We start from the raw sequence: 15,806 nt of genomic DNA, 5'->3' as shown, positions 1-15,806 counted from the left end.
TTTCAGTTTGATAGATGTTATTAATTGTTATTGACGGGTTTAATGGTTAACTCTTTATCGGTTAGGTTGAGCAGGCCGGAGGCGTTTTCCACCCTGACTTTGAAACGGGGATAGATCGGGTTGCCATCTGTATCAATAAAGGATAGCGGAGCGCTGAATGGATAAGTAATATCCGTTGTCTGTGGAGCTGGCTGAATGGTAGTGATCTTTTCCCAATTCCCACTTTTGTTCTGTTTGTATAGATAATATATTCCGTTGTTGGTGGTCGCTGTCCATGACAGGCTATTGGAATCGGCGTGATATTTAATATCCGGGGCAGGCGGGTTCACCGTGTCAATTATTTTTATCGCTGTTATAGCGGAGCCTGACGATATGACCTCTTCCGGCAATTCAAACTCGTTGTTAATGATCCGCACTGCGGCCAATCTGTAATAAAGTGTTTTCCCCGCCGGAAAAGGTACGATATCGGATAAAGTATCTCTTATTTCATATCCGGTTGCTGAAGTACCGCTAACCGGGATATCAACATGTGAGTCCATAGTTTGTAATGATCCGGTCCTGGTGATATCATTCGAGCGGTAAATCCGGATCAGCGAAATCTGATCTTCCGGAGAAAAAGGAGATAGCTGGAAATCTATGAATAACGGCGGTGTTCCGGACGATATAGTTGTCCCCACCGTAAATGTCCTGACCAATGGCGTCTCGGGCGGTAAGGTTTGCAGGGTGTAAACCGGCTCGGTAAACGGGCTCAGTGTGCCACGTACTAGCTGACTGGTTACTTCTGCGCCGGCGTAAAAATATAATTTATCCGATGATGCCCTGAGGCTGTAGTCTGTAAACCGTATAAACGTCGTACCCGGCTCTGCATCGGTAGTGTATCTCCTGATCATAGGGAACGGATCAAAATCGGGATTGGAACGATCAAGCATATTACCGTTGATATCTCTTATTCTTGGCTCCTTGTTCTCGGTTTGTAAGCCCTCTTTTATGAAGGCATTGATTGGGGTTTGCTGCGTAAGCGGTAAAAATGTGCTTTCTATGGCTGTTTGGTATTTTGCTGCTTTTACAGAAATGCTGTCCCCTTCAGCAACCAACCCGGTTTTATCCGGAACAGGAAAACCGTAAACATGCGGTTCGATACCCAAAACATTGAATTGCCCGGGATTTGCGGGATCAAATACAAGGCTTGCCAACTCCCAGAAGCGTTGATCGTAGTATGCATCGGTGCCAGGCCCTGTTAATGCCGCTTTGATTTGGCTGACCGTCGTGCTGCTGTACAATGCATTTAGAATATCGTCCTGGCTGGTTCTGAAAAACACGAAACCAAAAGGAGATCTTGGCAATCCATCCGTTCCGGCAGAAATTCTGATGTCAAAGGTAAAAGCTGCTTTGGCCGTAGCATCTGGTCTTACCTTAAAACCCAGAATGGCTGGCGCTGCGGTCTCTGTCGCGAATGATCTGATAGCGGAGCTGGCCTTTAATTTTGAGGTAGCTGAAGTCTTTGCAAAGTTGAACAGGCGGGCCGAACCACCCGATCCGGCGGTGATCGGAGCATCGATCTGCATAGGCGTCTCTATCTTTCTGGCCAGCATTACTGCCGGTATCGAAACACCGGAGCGAAATCCACTTCCGTCAACTTTGGTATCTGCAGCCTGTAGTCCGATCAATGTTTTTCTGCTGTTTTCCGCACCGGCCGGTAAAATGTTAGATTGGTTAAACGCCGAGGCAGATTCCGGTTCGGCGAACAAATACGCCCTGTAGCCCGGGTGGAAGTTCACCGTTACCGTTGGTGTTGACCAGGAAGAAACAATTATAGGGGTATCCAAATACTCGGGATCATAAACATACAGAAGCAGCGGGTCGCTTTGTTCGATACGCATAACCTCAAGCGTCTTTCTAGAAGCGCCGTCAGTACCATAAGGAACTCGTATGTTTCCTTTGTACCATTCCACATGGGCTTTGTTGAACTGTCCGGGTGGATTCAGCAATGGTTGTTCCGGGTCAAAAGGAAGGTTAAACTGGGGATTTGCCGGTAATGATATTCCGGCTCCGAATTGGACAGTATAATATCCCGGCATATCTGAAGGCGTATTGGCCGGGGAAAACAATGGCGTTATGACGGCATTACCATTAATACCTCCAATCCAGTATTTGCTGATATTCCCCTCGGTATCGGCGGAGGTTTCGATAACAGGATTATTGAGGTCCGCGAGACTGGTCAGGGCAATATCCGCGTTAACAGGTTTCCAGTTTGCGGTATTGTTTAAGTTCTCAACCATAGAAAATCTGCTGTTGATCTCCGGTCTGCTATAAGAAGTCTGTAGCCCGTAGTAGTTGGAAACGTCTTCACTTTCGATGTTCTGGTGAACCGCTGCCATTTCAATGGTAATAATCGGTCCGTCGGTACCTGGATCAACTCTGATGACCCTGAACCGGCACTCTGGTGTAGTCAGCAGGCTGTCCGTAAACCTTGACAAATCATCATGGCCTATTACCGGCGTTATTGTAGAGCCATCAATTTGCTGATACCAGGCGGTGAAAAGGCTCAATTGTGTCGCAGAGCCGCTTACCGGTTGAATATGCCGGATGAGCCCGGTGATTTCCAACGGCATTTGCAGGCCAAAGAATACGTCAATTTTATCCGGTCTCACAACGGTAGCGAGTTCCTGCGGCGAATTGCCCTGCAGTTGTGTTATATCTATAATATCCACCCAATAGAATGTAACCCTGGTCAGTCCGGTATCCTGTCCTGGAAAGGCTCCTGAACGCCCCCGATACCATGCTTGTTCCGTAGCTGTAGTAAATAATAAGATATCTTCTTTTTGGATATACTGAACAGCAACATCTGACGGTGGCAGCAAACGGTTTTTAGGTGTGAAGTGCGTAGCATCCGTTGCAGCCTCATTGCTTAACGCTGATGCACGCGCAAACCAGCTGATTCCGTAGATCGCATAATAATGCATCCCTTCCTGGCGCTCGAGGTGATGGTATAAACTGGCTACATTGTCAGGCACCGGTACTGTTTCCGGTACGCCGGTTTGCGGGTAGTCAGTATCATAGGCATTATAGACCGTGCCCATTGTTACTGGTCCTGCCGTAATTTCCGGCTTGGTATATTTATTCTGATTTGCGGGACGGTATTCGATGCCATAAAGCACAGGTTTGGGTGTTTCGAATACGTTGTGGCTGTCAATAGAGTTGATATCGGCAAAGAAATCATATCCCGCTATCTCATCGGGGAATGGTGCCCTGCTGATATTGATGAAACGAACGTTATCGGTCTTAGCATACCCATCGCCGTCAAAAGTATTATTGCTGATCTCGTCATCCGCAGGCGCCGTATATGTTATGGGGTTTATTGCAGGTTTCTCAGGTATTAATTTATCCAGCCTGGAAGTAGGTAAGCTTACATAGCTGTAACTAACCCGCTGGTCAGTGTCTATACTCTTCCTGTTGCTGTAATTGACCCGGTAAACAAATTTGTCTGTTACTGATCCTCCGCTCAATACGTCAATATGGCCCAGACCCAGCATCCTGGCGATATGAAAGTCAATGGCCAGCATATGGAGTACATCCAGATAGCTCACAATAAAGCCCGGATCACCAGGACCGGCGTCATCCTGCTGCAGTATATCCTCGGCTCTCGGGTCTGTATCGCTTAACGAAAGGTACCTTGTTACAATTTCCTTTATAGAAGGTTCGTCAGGGCGGGAAGTGAGCCATTTATCCTTGTAGTTAGCTACCCTTACGGTTGTTCCTTCATTAAATTGCGGCCATATATGATCCACCGGGTATGCTGCGTTTTCTAGCCGGTCAAATACTTCTGAATCTGTTAATGACAGGCTGAATCCCCGGCCGCCCACAGGCGACCAGTCATTTTCCTGGCGTGTAACTGAAAAATCATGGTAAGTCTCAAAATAAAAACGTTGTAGATATCCGTTCGCTGATTTCTTCCATCGTATTTTCCAGATGTTTTCGGCGTATATAGATTCTTCAGCTCCTGACCCGGAATCCAGCAGGATTGTTTTCCTGCTGTAAATAGTACCTCCGGCAGCATCATTTGTGTTTTCAATGGTGCTTTCGGTCTCAATTTTCAGTACCGCAGTGTCGGAGTTTGCATCTTTCTGAAAATCAAAACCCGCCATATACAGGGATTTGTTTTTCACTTCCAATGAGATAACGCCTGTATATTGGGATAAGAAGCTATGGGAATCCATTTGAGGGTCAGTCGCAGCCGCCAGGCGGTTATAGAGATCCTTATCAGTAAAATTCAGCCTTACCCGGTTATAGATCGTTTGGCTATTAATGTTTTGGGTAATAATATAACTCCAGCTTTTATCTGTGACATCAATTACCGGGATATCACTTCCAAAATCAATAACCACACGTACGGCATTAATATAGGGTGTTCTGAAAACCTGGAGGTAATCATCAGGCTGGTTATAGCCGGAGTTGGCTGCGCTATTATACGCTCCTTTCAATAAATGGTTAGAACCAAGGTCGCCGGCCAGGCTCCAGCGTAAATGTATACCGGCCGGAATCCCCCCGGCCCCGTCTGAGCCGGCGGCCTGCAAATACAGGGAAGGAGAGTTATTGAGGTAGATATCGATGGTATCGCATGGGTTGAGACCAACAGAAATCAAGTATTGCTGTAAATTGTCAAAACCGTCCAATACGGGTACCAAAGCGTTATATAATGCAGCGTTATCAGTGTTGCTGATCTCCGGGGAACGTCTGCAGAATTCAGCAAATATGTTCAGGATGGTTTGGAAGCGCGAACTGTATCCCGAATTTCTCGTATCCATGAAAGTTTTGAAATATGCCTGGTCAAAGAAGGGGGCTTCTTCAAGAACATTCTGAAAAATTGATGACTGGCCGCCCGCGGTGTCATCGGCGTTGAAATCTTTTGCGGAAAAATCAACCGGGTCAAATTCACCGGGCAAAATGGCAGCACCTGTTATAGTTCGCAGCACAAGCAACGTACGCAGGTATAACTTCCGTAAAGTATCCTGGTCAAAAACACGAAGCATTTCCAGGGCAGTCGGTTCGTTGTTCAATGTGCCTGCGGTTTCTGCATCTTGTATAGCAAACAGGCAGGTTGCGATCGTGCTGTAATCAGCACAAAATGGATATAATGGTGTTTCTGACGAAATCTGGGTCATGATCTTTAAGTTATATGATAACAGTAAACAGGTTGTCCGTTATAAATAGGGGGTAATGGCTATTTCCGGGCTATTGTAATCTTCGTGATCGGTTTGGTAATCTCCGCCGTTGAATATCTTATACCGGAAGCTTAGCTGAATACTTCCGGGAGACAGATCCATCGCGGCATTCGTAACGAAGACTGACGACGTATCGCGGGAATGGATATAGATGAAATGATCGGGGCCGATGCTTGTATTGTCCGTTCGTTTCATCGTCAGCTTAACCGTATCTGCCAGCAAACCGGCCGGCAGCTTGGGATCATTAAATGGTTCCGGATTTGTGATTAAAATACCGAGCAATTTACGCTCATTAGTGGCAGGATTGATATTCCTGATCAGGGTGATCGTACTGTTTTCCGCCGCGCCGAGATTTTTGAGCTGTAAACCACCAAACACCATCCGGTCGAATTTTACAGCATAGCTCATCACTACAGCCGGATCATTTGACGTGTTATCATCAAGCAGTGGCAGCATGACATTGGTTATTGTGTCCGAATTGAAAGAGACATCCTGCGTATATAAGGCAAATTGGCCCGGTCCGGCTACGGGTGATAGTATAAAACTGGATGCCTGCGCCTGGAAGCTTGCAAACCGCGATGATTTCAGGCTGAAGCGATGCACCTCGTTTTTTGTCTTTTCCTGGCCCGAAGGCTGGTAAATTGCATTAAAGACGGCGGTATATAATTTATTCGGCTGAAGGTCAGGAAACTGGTATGAGCCCTGTTTGGTCCTTCTTTTAAGATCTAAGGGGCGCGGGTTGCATTGATCCTCCGACGCAGCTTCGCCCATCAGGAAAAGTATTTGCTGGTCAAGCGGCAGGACTTTGTAGTTGTTTTTGTCAATGGGCACATCGGGTAATTGTGTCCAGACCAGTTGCGGACTTAGCACATTGCCTGAAAGATCAAGCAACTGCACCTCAAGACTGCTTTGAACTGCGGGCAAGCCGTTGTAAGCCTTCCAATTAGCATACATGGCATTGATGTATGGTTTAAGGAAGAACAGGCTGATTTCGGGATCATGATAAAATACCGGTTTGCTCAGTTCGTATCTTCCCAGCGCGTCGGGGAAGGAGCGTTCATAATCAACATAGTTTTTCAGATCAGCCAGTTTGAACTCCGCGGTACGGTCCTGTTTTTCCAGGGCTTCATATACCGCACTTTGCTTCTGAAAATGCCCGACCGGGCCGGCCGTCCTGAATCCGAATACCTGGGTCTGCGTTACCGCACCGGACGAATTCTGATCAACCACGTCTTTAGATTTAACAACCACGGCGAAAATGGTATTCGGACGCCATACAGGCTGGATCGTTTTGTTCAGGTTGTTGTTGAGTACGACAAGGTCGCTGATCAGTTGGTCTTGTTTGACAGGATTTTCTATCTGTCTTTTTTGAAGGGCCTCTGTCAGGTAACTTAACTGGTTCAGGTAGGTCATTTTAGGCAGGGTGTCGATAAGGGCTAACTCTTGCGGAATAGCCGCGCTCGCCATGTTGACTTTATCGATGAAAATATCAACGGTAGCGGTGCTGCGGTTGACAGATACCAAGATCTGTTTATACTGCATCTCTGCTAATGCAGAAGTTGAGGCGTCTACCGTGTATTTCCCGGTTGCTTTAATACCGGAGTGTCTGTTTCCCTCATAGCAGGTAAACCAGATATTGAAACCGGGAACGGCTGCCTGATCTGTATATGTAACTCCCTGAGGGGCTGCTTCACGGTATAAATGAACGGCAAAGCCTTTCTTATAACCCGTAAGGGGATCCGTGTTCACTTTGCTTAACAACGTACTCACGCCTGCGGAGAACGGGTCAAACACAGCAGTGAATTCCATGGCGAAATTTTCATCTTCTATCTTTAGCGACGGGCTGAAAGGAATAACAAGTGCATCATTATTGGCAGTGTAAGCCAGTATTTTATGCAATTGTAATGCTTTGGTTCCGCTGTAATAGCCCGGGATCAAATCGGGACTGCCGCTTATTAAACCTTTGTTAAAGCCAAGTGTATCGGCATCAGAGTCCATAGGCCAGTGGCCGGCCGCGTCCTGCAGATCACCGTATTGCCTGTTTTGTACGGCCTGCTGATCAAATGCTCTCCGGAACAGGGAGACAGCAAGCATGGCTTTATTGGCCTCAATTTCATGATAAACCTGCGGGGTACCCGAAGGCAGATAATCGTCCGGCAGCCGGAAATGCCCGCCAATAACCAGGTCTCCGTTAAAATCGGGTAAAATGGTGGTTGTGACATGAAGCAGGATGCCGATTACCGGTTGATTGACGTCGTTATAGATAACGCTTGTATTTTGCTGATCCCGGGTAAGATACAGGGGCGGCAAATGTTTTTCCTGTGCGATGGCCTGGCCGTAATCTCCGGGTGTGTAGACTGTAGTTAACGGGGTAATACTGATGTCATGCTGATTAGGGCCAAAGTCCAGTGTAAACGTAGTCACCGGTGTAGGCAGGCCGATCAGGATACTTCCGCCGGTACTTTCGATAAACAGGCTTTTATCACCGTTAACAGTATTGGTTTTAACCGCGCCCTGAATATCGACAAAATTGAAGGTGACGCCATTCAGCGTTAAGCTGCTGCCTTTCGGATATATCATATCCAACGCTTCTGATCTCCAGTTGGTATCTATTTCTTTCAAAATAGATTCATAGCAAAAGATATCTTTCCTGACAAAGTTTTTGGCGTCGAGCCCGGCAAGTACAGTCTCCGAACTCTGCGCATAGCTGAACATGTGTTGGGACAATAAACGGATCTTGTTAAATTTGTCCGGCTCTGTAAATTGCCAATATCCCTGCACCAGGGTGCTTAAGTCAATCGTGCCATCACCCGTGTTTTCCTGCACGATCGCTGTCACGGCTTCATAAATATGGTAAGGAACCCAGGATCCGTTTCCATTTCCGGTGTCATTCCACGCGTAAATGTCGAGGCCGGTCAATGAGTATTCATGTTTTACCTGGTTACTAAGGCCTTTGACGGGAGGGACCAGTTCGCTGTAGCCCGCCGGAAGCTGATTGTTCCCTCCGCCCAGTAATACCGCGCCCGGTTTCACTGGTTTTAATAATTCGATATCAATAAAACTGTCCATCGGTATGGTTACCTGTTTGGCATCATTCACGTCATTGAAGTTGTGCGCCCATTGACCGGAGCCTGGAGCAGGTATGGATTCCCCGTTACTGAGATTATGCGTAACATAATTGATCGGGAACGTTTCGTTGGACAGGATATTCACTGCTACGGCGGGTGAATATTGCTTTGTGGGATCCGGCAATTCCAGTATCGGCTGGGGCTGCAGCAGCGGGCCGCGATCATCGTTAAAGTGCCAGCTAAATGGCAGGGAAAGTTTAAAGGTATGGAAGATTACATGCAGCCTTATTTCCAGTTTTCCGCTGATGTTGAACGGATGCGGCGCTTCTACTGCCAGGGTAATCCCGATGCCGACCCCAAGTTTTAACCAGAAGAACTTAAGATATGCTTCCCCGGTTGCACGGATGAATCCACCGGTCTGGATGGGCTTAAAGGAGACAAATGTGCCCATTTCCAGCGATGTGTTCAGGTTGACGCTTACCGGGCCGATGTGCTTATTGAAACTATAACTTACACCGGCACCTGCCTTAAAGCCCTGAGACGAGATCATCAGGTATGCATAACCTTCAAATAAGTTTAGTACGCTTGCCCTTACTCTTGCACTTTCGGGCTGGTCTTTGCCGATATTGAGGTACCAGCCTGAGGCGTTGTTAAAGAAGAACGCCATGTCCAGGGTTCCCTGTAACTTAAATATCGCTCCTGCTAAAGAACCGCCTGATGGTAATTTGTAGTTGACCGAGAGATTCCCCCGGAAAGAACTCTTATCAATAGCAATAAAGGCGCTGAAGGGCGGGTCGACGTGGTCATTTAAACCTATGCGGGATGCTAAAATGGCTGCCTGTCCCTGAAGCAGGAATACATCGGGTAAACCAAGCAGAACGAACAGTTTGCTGGAGAATACGGTCCCTGAATCAAACTCTGTAGCGATGGATATACCGGCTCCGAGTGCAACGCCTGGCTTATTGCCAAATTTATCGATCTCAATACCTTCCTGTTGGGTAATTTTGCTTTTTACTTTGTAATAATCCCACCAACTGGCAGATTCCGGAAGGTTGACAGCTTGTTTGTCAGGGAGATAATGTTCAGCGATCAATCCCCTGAAACCATAAATCCCCAGTCCGGTAGCTCCTAAAGGCAACGGTGTGCCAAGCTCCAGGCCGATGTCTACCACGAACGATGGGACGCTTGGGGTTAAGCGCATACCTGCGCTGCCGTTAAGGTTAAGTTTGGGAATACTCACTGATACAGTACCTGTGTATTCTGTATTCGCACTGGAGGTCGTTGCGCCGGTATTAGGATTGTGCGCACGCAGGTACCCTTTGATGATGATGGACGGGTCATTGGACGGGATACTCAGATCGATGCCAATGCCATCGATACTTATAAATGAGTCAAACCGCCGGTCAATGCCATCGTCATCAATTGTAAAATAATATTTGATACCGTCTCCGCTTAGTCCGACACCGCCAATGCCCAGGTTGGTCATACCGTCGAATCCGAAAAACAGGTACCGGCGGTTGAAGTTATTGACAGGCCTGGTGTATGGGCCGATAGTGATACTGCTGACCTCCATATTCAATGGCCCGGCTTTTAGAATAAAAGCTATAGGTAGCGTTATCGCGCCGCTGTCAAATTCAATATCACCGTTATCCCAGATCACCAGTTTCCTGATCTCGATGTTTTTTGGCAGTACCCGTCCGAGTCCCGGTATGTCGGCGATAAAGTCGAGCTTGCCGGCAACAGCCATGAAAAAACGGCCGTCTTTTTCGCCGACACTCAGGCTGCGCACATTGAAGTCGAATACGCCTGGAAATTGAATTGCCGGAAAGTTTGCGCTGGGCAGGGCGGTAATCACAAAGTCCCCGCCATCACCGATATGGGCCTGGATAGCTATTACCGATGGTTGCCCGTTCGTTGTAAAACGGGGTAAGGTAAGTTTACCGCTGATATCGCAGTTGGTGATGTTATTGTGTTTGAAGGTAAGCGAAAATTTGTCCAGCTCTGCTTCAAATAAACCGAAATCCCGGTTGATTTGTCCACCGCTCTGTAATGATATTGTGCCGTTAATACCTCCCGTTCCGATCAGCAAATTATCTGCAACAATGGCCGTACTTGGCTTGCCCGTGCTCTCCGTGCCGAACTTGTTAAAACCTATGGTGGCATGCTGCACGTAAAGGCCCATAAAATCAACCGGGAAACCGGCTGCATCTGCTTCTGGTATATTGGAAGTCCGGCTTAGGTCAAGTTTGGCATTGGTAAAACCGATGAGTAAGGGAGTTTTACCAATGCGTGACAGCTGCGGGAAAAGTGAGCCGGAAAGTTCCAGCTCCGAGCCAAGGCCGGTTTCAGAATCGGCAAAAAAAGTCGCCTCTGCAAAACGGAAAATCGTCCTGGTGTTATCGATAACGGAACCATCCGGATTGATCGGTTGTAAAACCTCAGAAGGGAACTCCAGCCCGGCAGAAAGCGTCAGTGTTGCTTTTACCCTTGGCTTAATTAAGCTGGTTATATAATCTTCAATGCCGCCCGGGACAATGAGGTTATAAAATTGCTGCAGGCGGCTCTGGCTTACTGCCGGATCTGTATTGAATATATAGAGGTTGAAAATTACACCGGGGATACTTTCTGTAATATTGGGATTTGTATAGATCAGCGTGGCGATCAGTTCAACTGATGGTACCTGGTTAGCGGGTAAAATTAAACCTGCTGTTGGATGGGTCGCGTTGATGTCATCGATCAATTGCTGGTATACCGAAATATTTGTATTTGCGGGATTAACAAAATGGTTTAAAGCATGGGCTATTACCTGCGCGTCGGATACTTTAAAAATTTGCAGCCCGAGATTGAAAAAGCCCTCCGGATCAAATGAAAAACTTTGGGGATTAAACGATCTTAAAGAGGCAAGCACTCCCCATTGATATTGCAATGATATCGGGAAAGATGAAATCGTGCTATCGCCTTCGAAGTCCGGGTTAAGTAAGAAACGGAGCCCCAACGGGAGATCGATCCCAATATTATTGGTAACAATATCCAGGCTATAAAATGCGCCGTCGCCCCGGTGGCTTTTGGAATATTGCAGGTTTTTGTAATGAATCTTATTTAATAAATCATCCAACCCTGTTTCCGCGAAATGCAAGAATTCCGGCAGGTCATCCACGGTTATCAATTCGGACAATTGGGGATAGTATCTTTGTGTTATAGATGTTGATGTCGACATGATTGAATTTGTGTGGTAGGTTTTATTGTGTTAAAAATTAGCAACGGTATACCCCTCTTATCACAGTGATGTATAGATTCCGTTTATTATAAATAAAAGTTTCCAGCTAGTTACTTGCTATCTATGTATATTGAATAAAAAGTCTGTTCCCGTTTTGTAATGCTGAATCGCATATCTGGAGCAATGCATTTCGAACATTATCGAGACCCGCTGCGGAAGGCATATCAACAATTGCCAATAATTGGTCATGAAATTCCTGGACCCGCTTGTATTCCCATTCTTCAACATCATAAAAACCTACCACTTTTTGCCAATTGTAGGTTAAACTATCTTGAGGCATGTTAGGTTGAATCGGGATGTAACCCATTAAAGACGCAAAGTCAGCATACCATAAGTCGACTTTAAAAACAATTTCATTCTCGGTGCTTTTCTCAAGAAAAATTATTTCCAGTTCTCCAACATAATCTGAATATAAATCGATGTTAATCATGGGTTTTATTTTCATTTTAAAATGATTGTTTCACGAACGTGGACTTTTATTTTCTCGCGACCATCTGTGATTTCTGTTATGATTAAATCTGTAGTTCGAGTAATAATTTAGCTAAGGACATTTATTAAACTTTTTGCGCTTTATTAGAAGCCTTCTGAGTCAGATATCAGCACGGATAAAGTCGCGTATATGTTTGTAACTAGAAGTATCTAGTTATTTTTTAGTTTATTGCTTTGCAGTGTTTGATATTCACTCCAAAGATCGTTTACTGCGTCTTGATTTGGAAAGTCCGTTGCTTTTGTATCGACAAAATCCAAAAAGTCATCGTCAGTTGATGGTAATTTAAAATTGTTATCGTACTTTAAGTAAGTTTGTCCATTAATTACGAACTTATTGTCGGAAAAGTCTATCAAGCCGCGTCTTCTCAAAATCATAAAAAGAGGTTCATATGGATGAGACAGATTAACAAATCGTTTGATTTCTTCTTTTTCTTCAAAGAGTCCCCAATTCACAAATAAGAACATAAAATATCCCATATACTCCCTAAAGCCAGAGCGTATATTATCCCAGCCGGCGGAATTTAAATCTGTTACTATTTTGTCCTCCGGTATCAATTCTTCAATCCAAACAGGATTCAGGTCAAGAAAAAGATTATGGTAGGATTTTCGCTTATTGAAAAAATCGTTTCCGTCAAAATTCAGTGCCACCTTCCATGCGAAAAGTCTTGATTGATATTCTCGAAAAAGCAGGATGTTAGAAAAAATAAATGTGGTTTCGGTTGTAATCCTTGACTTAGAAATAATTGATATTTCCTGATCGTATTTTTCGTTTATTCTCATATGTTATAAAAATTTACAAAGAAGTTTACTATTTGGTCTAAATTAGAAAACGTGTCTAAATCTGGTGTCGGAGGTTGTGGTAGATCGAGTCTTCTGTTTAATTGAAGGTAATATTGATCGCCTATTTTGTCGATTGGAGCCATTTCGTGAGCCCCTAAGTCACTTGGAGCAGCACTTAAATACTTATTTAACGCCCTATAGCTTAAGCCCCGTTCCATTAATTGGGATTCAACATATTCGTGAGCCATCAATCTTTTAAATGTTTCTAAATCGTTTCCTGACAGTGTATTATTTATCGCAGCTTTCCACTCTAAAACATCCGATTCTAAGCGCTCAAACCTTCCAATTTGGTAAGTGCCGTTTTCGACCAGTATGAAATGCTCTTTTATCCAAAAGTGTTCCTTTACCCTTGTCATTACATTTACTGGAATGCCATAATTTGATGAAATTTTTGCGATATCACTGCTATTGTTAGCAATTTTATTAGCGTCAATTAATGCGTCAATATCAGGTGTTCCATCAACGATCCATTTTACACCAGGAATAGAGGCAGTTTCGTATGCAGGCGAAATTGTTTTATTGAAAAGCTGTGAAACTTCAGCATACTGTTCCGTTTTTAGCAAGGGGCGCGCTTTAAATCCTTTAATCCACGATTCGAAATCCGATTTGATTATCAATTTTCCAGCGTCATCTAATTTACCCCATACCTCAACAGATTGCGGCGCATCCTTTAAAAAAACGGTGAGTTCATCGGAAAGTTCATAGAAGTAATCTAAAAACTTTAACTTACTTGTTTCATCAAGGGCAAATATTCCAGATCTTAAAGCCGTACTGTCATAAAATTTTATTATCGTTTTTGCCCGATTTACCTCTTGCGAAATTTCAACGCTATATTTTATGCGATATAGTCCATTTTCAAAAATCTTGATACCGTTTTCAAGTATTAACCGTTCATTCGCAGTCAGTTTTGCTAGTGCATCTGCATCAGCGAGGACCTGCCTTCCAATGCCTAAGAACTCGCTCGCCTGTGATACTGAATAAGTTTTAAATATGCCTGAACCTATGGCTGACACTCCTCCGATAGTTAAAACAGCTCCACCAAGTTGCATGATGGTTAGAATTTTATCATGGTCCTCGGGGTATTTTTCAATGATATAGTTACGAAAATCGCTATCTTGAGCTAAATACTGTGTTACATCACCAATTGTCGTCCCAATGCCGGCCAATAAACGTACATAGTTAACTCCACGAATAGCTCCAACGATTTCACCTAAGCCTACCGTCATAATCAGTGCAGTTAATCCCGCATTAATTATTTTCTCGACAAGTTTGGTGTCTTCCTTCGCTAATAGATAATCCACAAATCCCCCGAAAGTCAAAAAAGCCTGTTCTTTATGAGAGGTATCTTCTCCTAAATCTATGAATGAAGGGTTATCATAAAAGTAGATGCCCACCAAATCAAAATGACCAACTTCAATCTTGTTTTGCTGATACGAAGCGCATCTTGAGATAGTATAGCTACTGTTTGTAGGGATACCTAAACTGTTTGAGTTTTGGACTTCTACTTTACTGATCCTTGTACAAAAAGCTTCTGAAAAAGTAATTTTTTGATCGGTTTGAGATGAAACTGAATATTTTAGCTTATTTGCGTTTCTGATATTCCCCCATAAAAAAAGTTTATCGGTTTTTGCCTTTAATTGATCTATGGTATAATCAATTTTATTAACCTCAGCGGGCAATAAAATTCCATTTTTGGCTAAAACCAATCTTTGCAGAGCTTTAATAAATGCAGTGAAATTGTCAGGCTCAAAATAGTCGTCAATCTTTAAGAAAAGGTTTTTATACAAGGTTGATGTTACATCTCTCGATGTCCCCGGAACACCAGAAACTCCCGGAGTATAAGAAGTTGACGTTATTTGTGTGGATAGCAATGCCTTTAGAAAGTCGTCCGCCTGTGTTGAAGTTACTGATTCGATTATTTTTACGGTGAGTGTTTCTCTTTGCTGGAACCCGTTTTTAAATGATGCAAAGTACCAATTCATTAATGCATCCTGTGATAACACTTTGAGCATACCTATCTTTTGTGGTACTGTCAAGTTTGCCAACATATTATATCGGTACAGCGTATCACAGATAATATACAGTTTTTCAGCATTTGCTGTTTCCGGATCCCTGTTTGTCGAATTTACAATGGCGTTTAATTTTTCTTGATTTGCATTGTAAATTTCCAGCCATCTTTCCAGGCCTTTTTTATAATCTAAAATTTCTTGCCGGGAATAATAGCCGTCGTTATTTTGACTAAAAATAAATTCGCCAGTATTAACACCTGCGGCGGTAAAACCTTGAAAAGCTTTTAAAATATTTTGATCGACACTATTCATAAGCGACGCGACCTCACCAACCAGTCTCTGATCTGCAGAAGATAAGCCTGAGTTCAAATCATAAAAACTTTTGCCATTGAATGCGTCATAGAAGTTCTTGGGAAGTGATCCGGTTTTAAATGTTTCGCAATTCAAACCAGTTTGTGATGCATTGGGCGCTTTTGTGAACTTCGATGGCCCATTATAAGGTGAAGTGTAATTCCATATATAATAATTAAAGCACAAGCCTGTTTCATCCCTTAAGTATCCATATATAGTATCACCGTCAACCGCCTTAGTTAGATTAGCGTATTTATTAAATGTAATATCAAAGCCGGCTTTCGGGTTTTTCCATAGGTTTGTACTCACACCATCATAGCTAGCTCCAACCCTTTTCTTCTCATTTGCTAGCAAGGCATCAAACTTTAATGCATCAACATAATCGATAAAAAGCCTGGTCGAGTAGCTAAAAACTGCATAGTATTTAACGTTTTGGTATGTAAACTCTTTAACCTTGCCATCTTTGGTAAATGAGAAGGTTTCCAGGTTGCCGAAATCGGGAGATTTGACAACCATATTATTCTGTAAAACAACTGCGTATTCAGTCATA

Annotated in this window: 5 protein-coding genes; all 5 read right to left on the bottom strand. The window is 44.1% G+C overall.

Annotated features, from left to right (window positions below):
• Positions 1 to 20 precede the first annotated feature (20 nt).
• The gene (locus ABID99_RS03595; RefSeq protein WP_373612886.1) at positions 21 to 5,162 is read right to left on the bottom strand and encodes a hypothetical protein; all 5,142 of its coding nucleotides are present in this window, start codon (positions 5,160 to 5,162) and stop codon (positions 21 to 23) included.
• Positions 5,163 to 5,201: 39 nt separating this feature from the next.
• Positions 5,202 to 11,507, bottom strand: a complete 6,306-nt coding sequence (locus ABID99_RS03590; RefSeq protein ID WP_373612885.1) for a hypothetical protein — start codon at positions 11,505 to 11,507, stop codon at positions 5,202 to 5,204.
• Positions 11,508 to 11,628: 121 nt separating this feature from the next.
• Complete coding sequence (locus ABID99_RS03585) at positions 11,629 to 12,012, bottom strand: hypothetical protein (protein ID WP_373612884.1); 384 nt, start codon at positions 12,010 to 12,012, stop codon at positions 11,629 to 11,631.
• Between the two features lie 194 nt (positions 12,013 to 12,206).
• The gene (locus ABID99_RS03580; RefSeq protein ID WP_373612883.1) at positions 12,207 to 12,836 is read right to left on the bottom strand and encodes a hypothetical protein; all 630 of its coding nucleotides are present in this window, start codon (positions 12,834 to 12,836) and stop codon (positions 12,207 to 12,209) included.
• Positions 12,833 to 15,805, bottom strand: coding sequence for a hypothetical protein (locus tag ABID99_RS03575; protein WP_373612882.1), 2,973 nt, complete (start codon positions 15,803 to 15,805; stop codon positions 12,833 to 12,835). Before ABID99_RS03575 ends, ABID99_RS03580 begins: the two co-directional genes overlap by 4 nt.
• Between the last annotated feature and the right edge of the window lies 1 nt (position 15,806).

This window comes from Mucilaginibacter sp. OAE612, from assembly GCF_041806395.1.
Lineage (GTDB): Bacteria > Bacteroidota > Bacteroidia > Sphingobacteriales > Sphingobacteriaceae > Mucilaginibacter > Mucilaginibacter rubeus.
The sequence above is the reverse complement of the archived record's forward strand: the minus strand, read 5'-3'. Positions and strand labels throughout refer to the sequence as shown.

Coding starts and splice junctions, on each gene's coding strand:
- ABID99_RS03595 (WP_373612886.1), bottom strand. CDS start 5,162: ATGACCCAGATTTCGTCAGAAACACCATTATATCCATTTTGTGCTGAT.
- ABID99_RS03575 (WP_373612882.1), bottom strand. CDS start 15,805: ATGACTGAATACGCAGTTGTTTTACAGAATAATATGGTTGTCAAATCT.
- ABID99_RS03590 (WP_373612885.1), bottom strand. CDS start 11,507: ATGTCGACATCAACATCTATAACACAAAGATACTATCCCCAATTGTCC.
- ABID99_RS03585 (WP_373612884.1), bottom strand. CDS start 12,012: ATGAAAATAAAACCCATGATTAACATCGATTTATATTCAGATTATGTT.
- ABID99_RS03580 (WP_373612883.1), bottom strand. CDS start 12,836: ATGAGAATAAACGAAAAATACGATCAGGAAATATCAATTATTTCTAAG.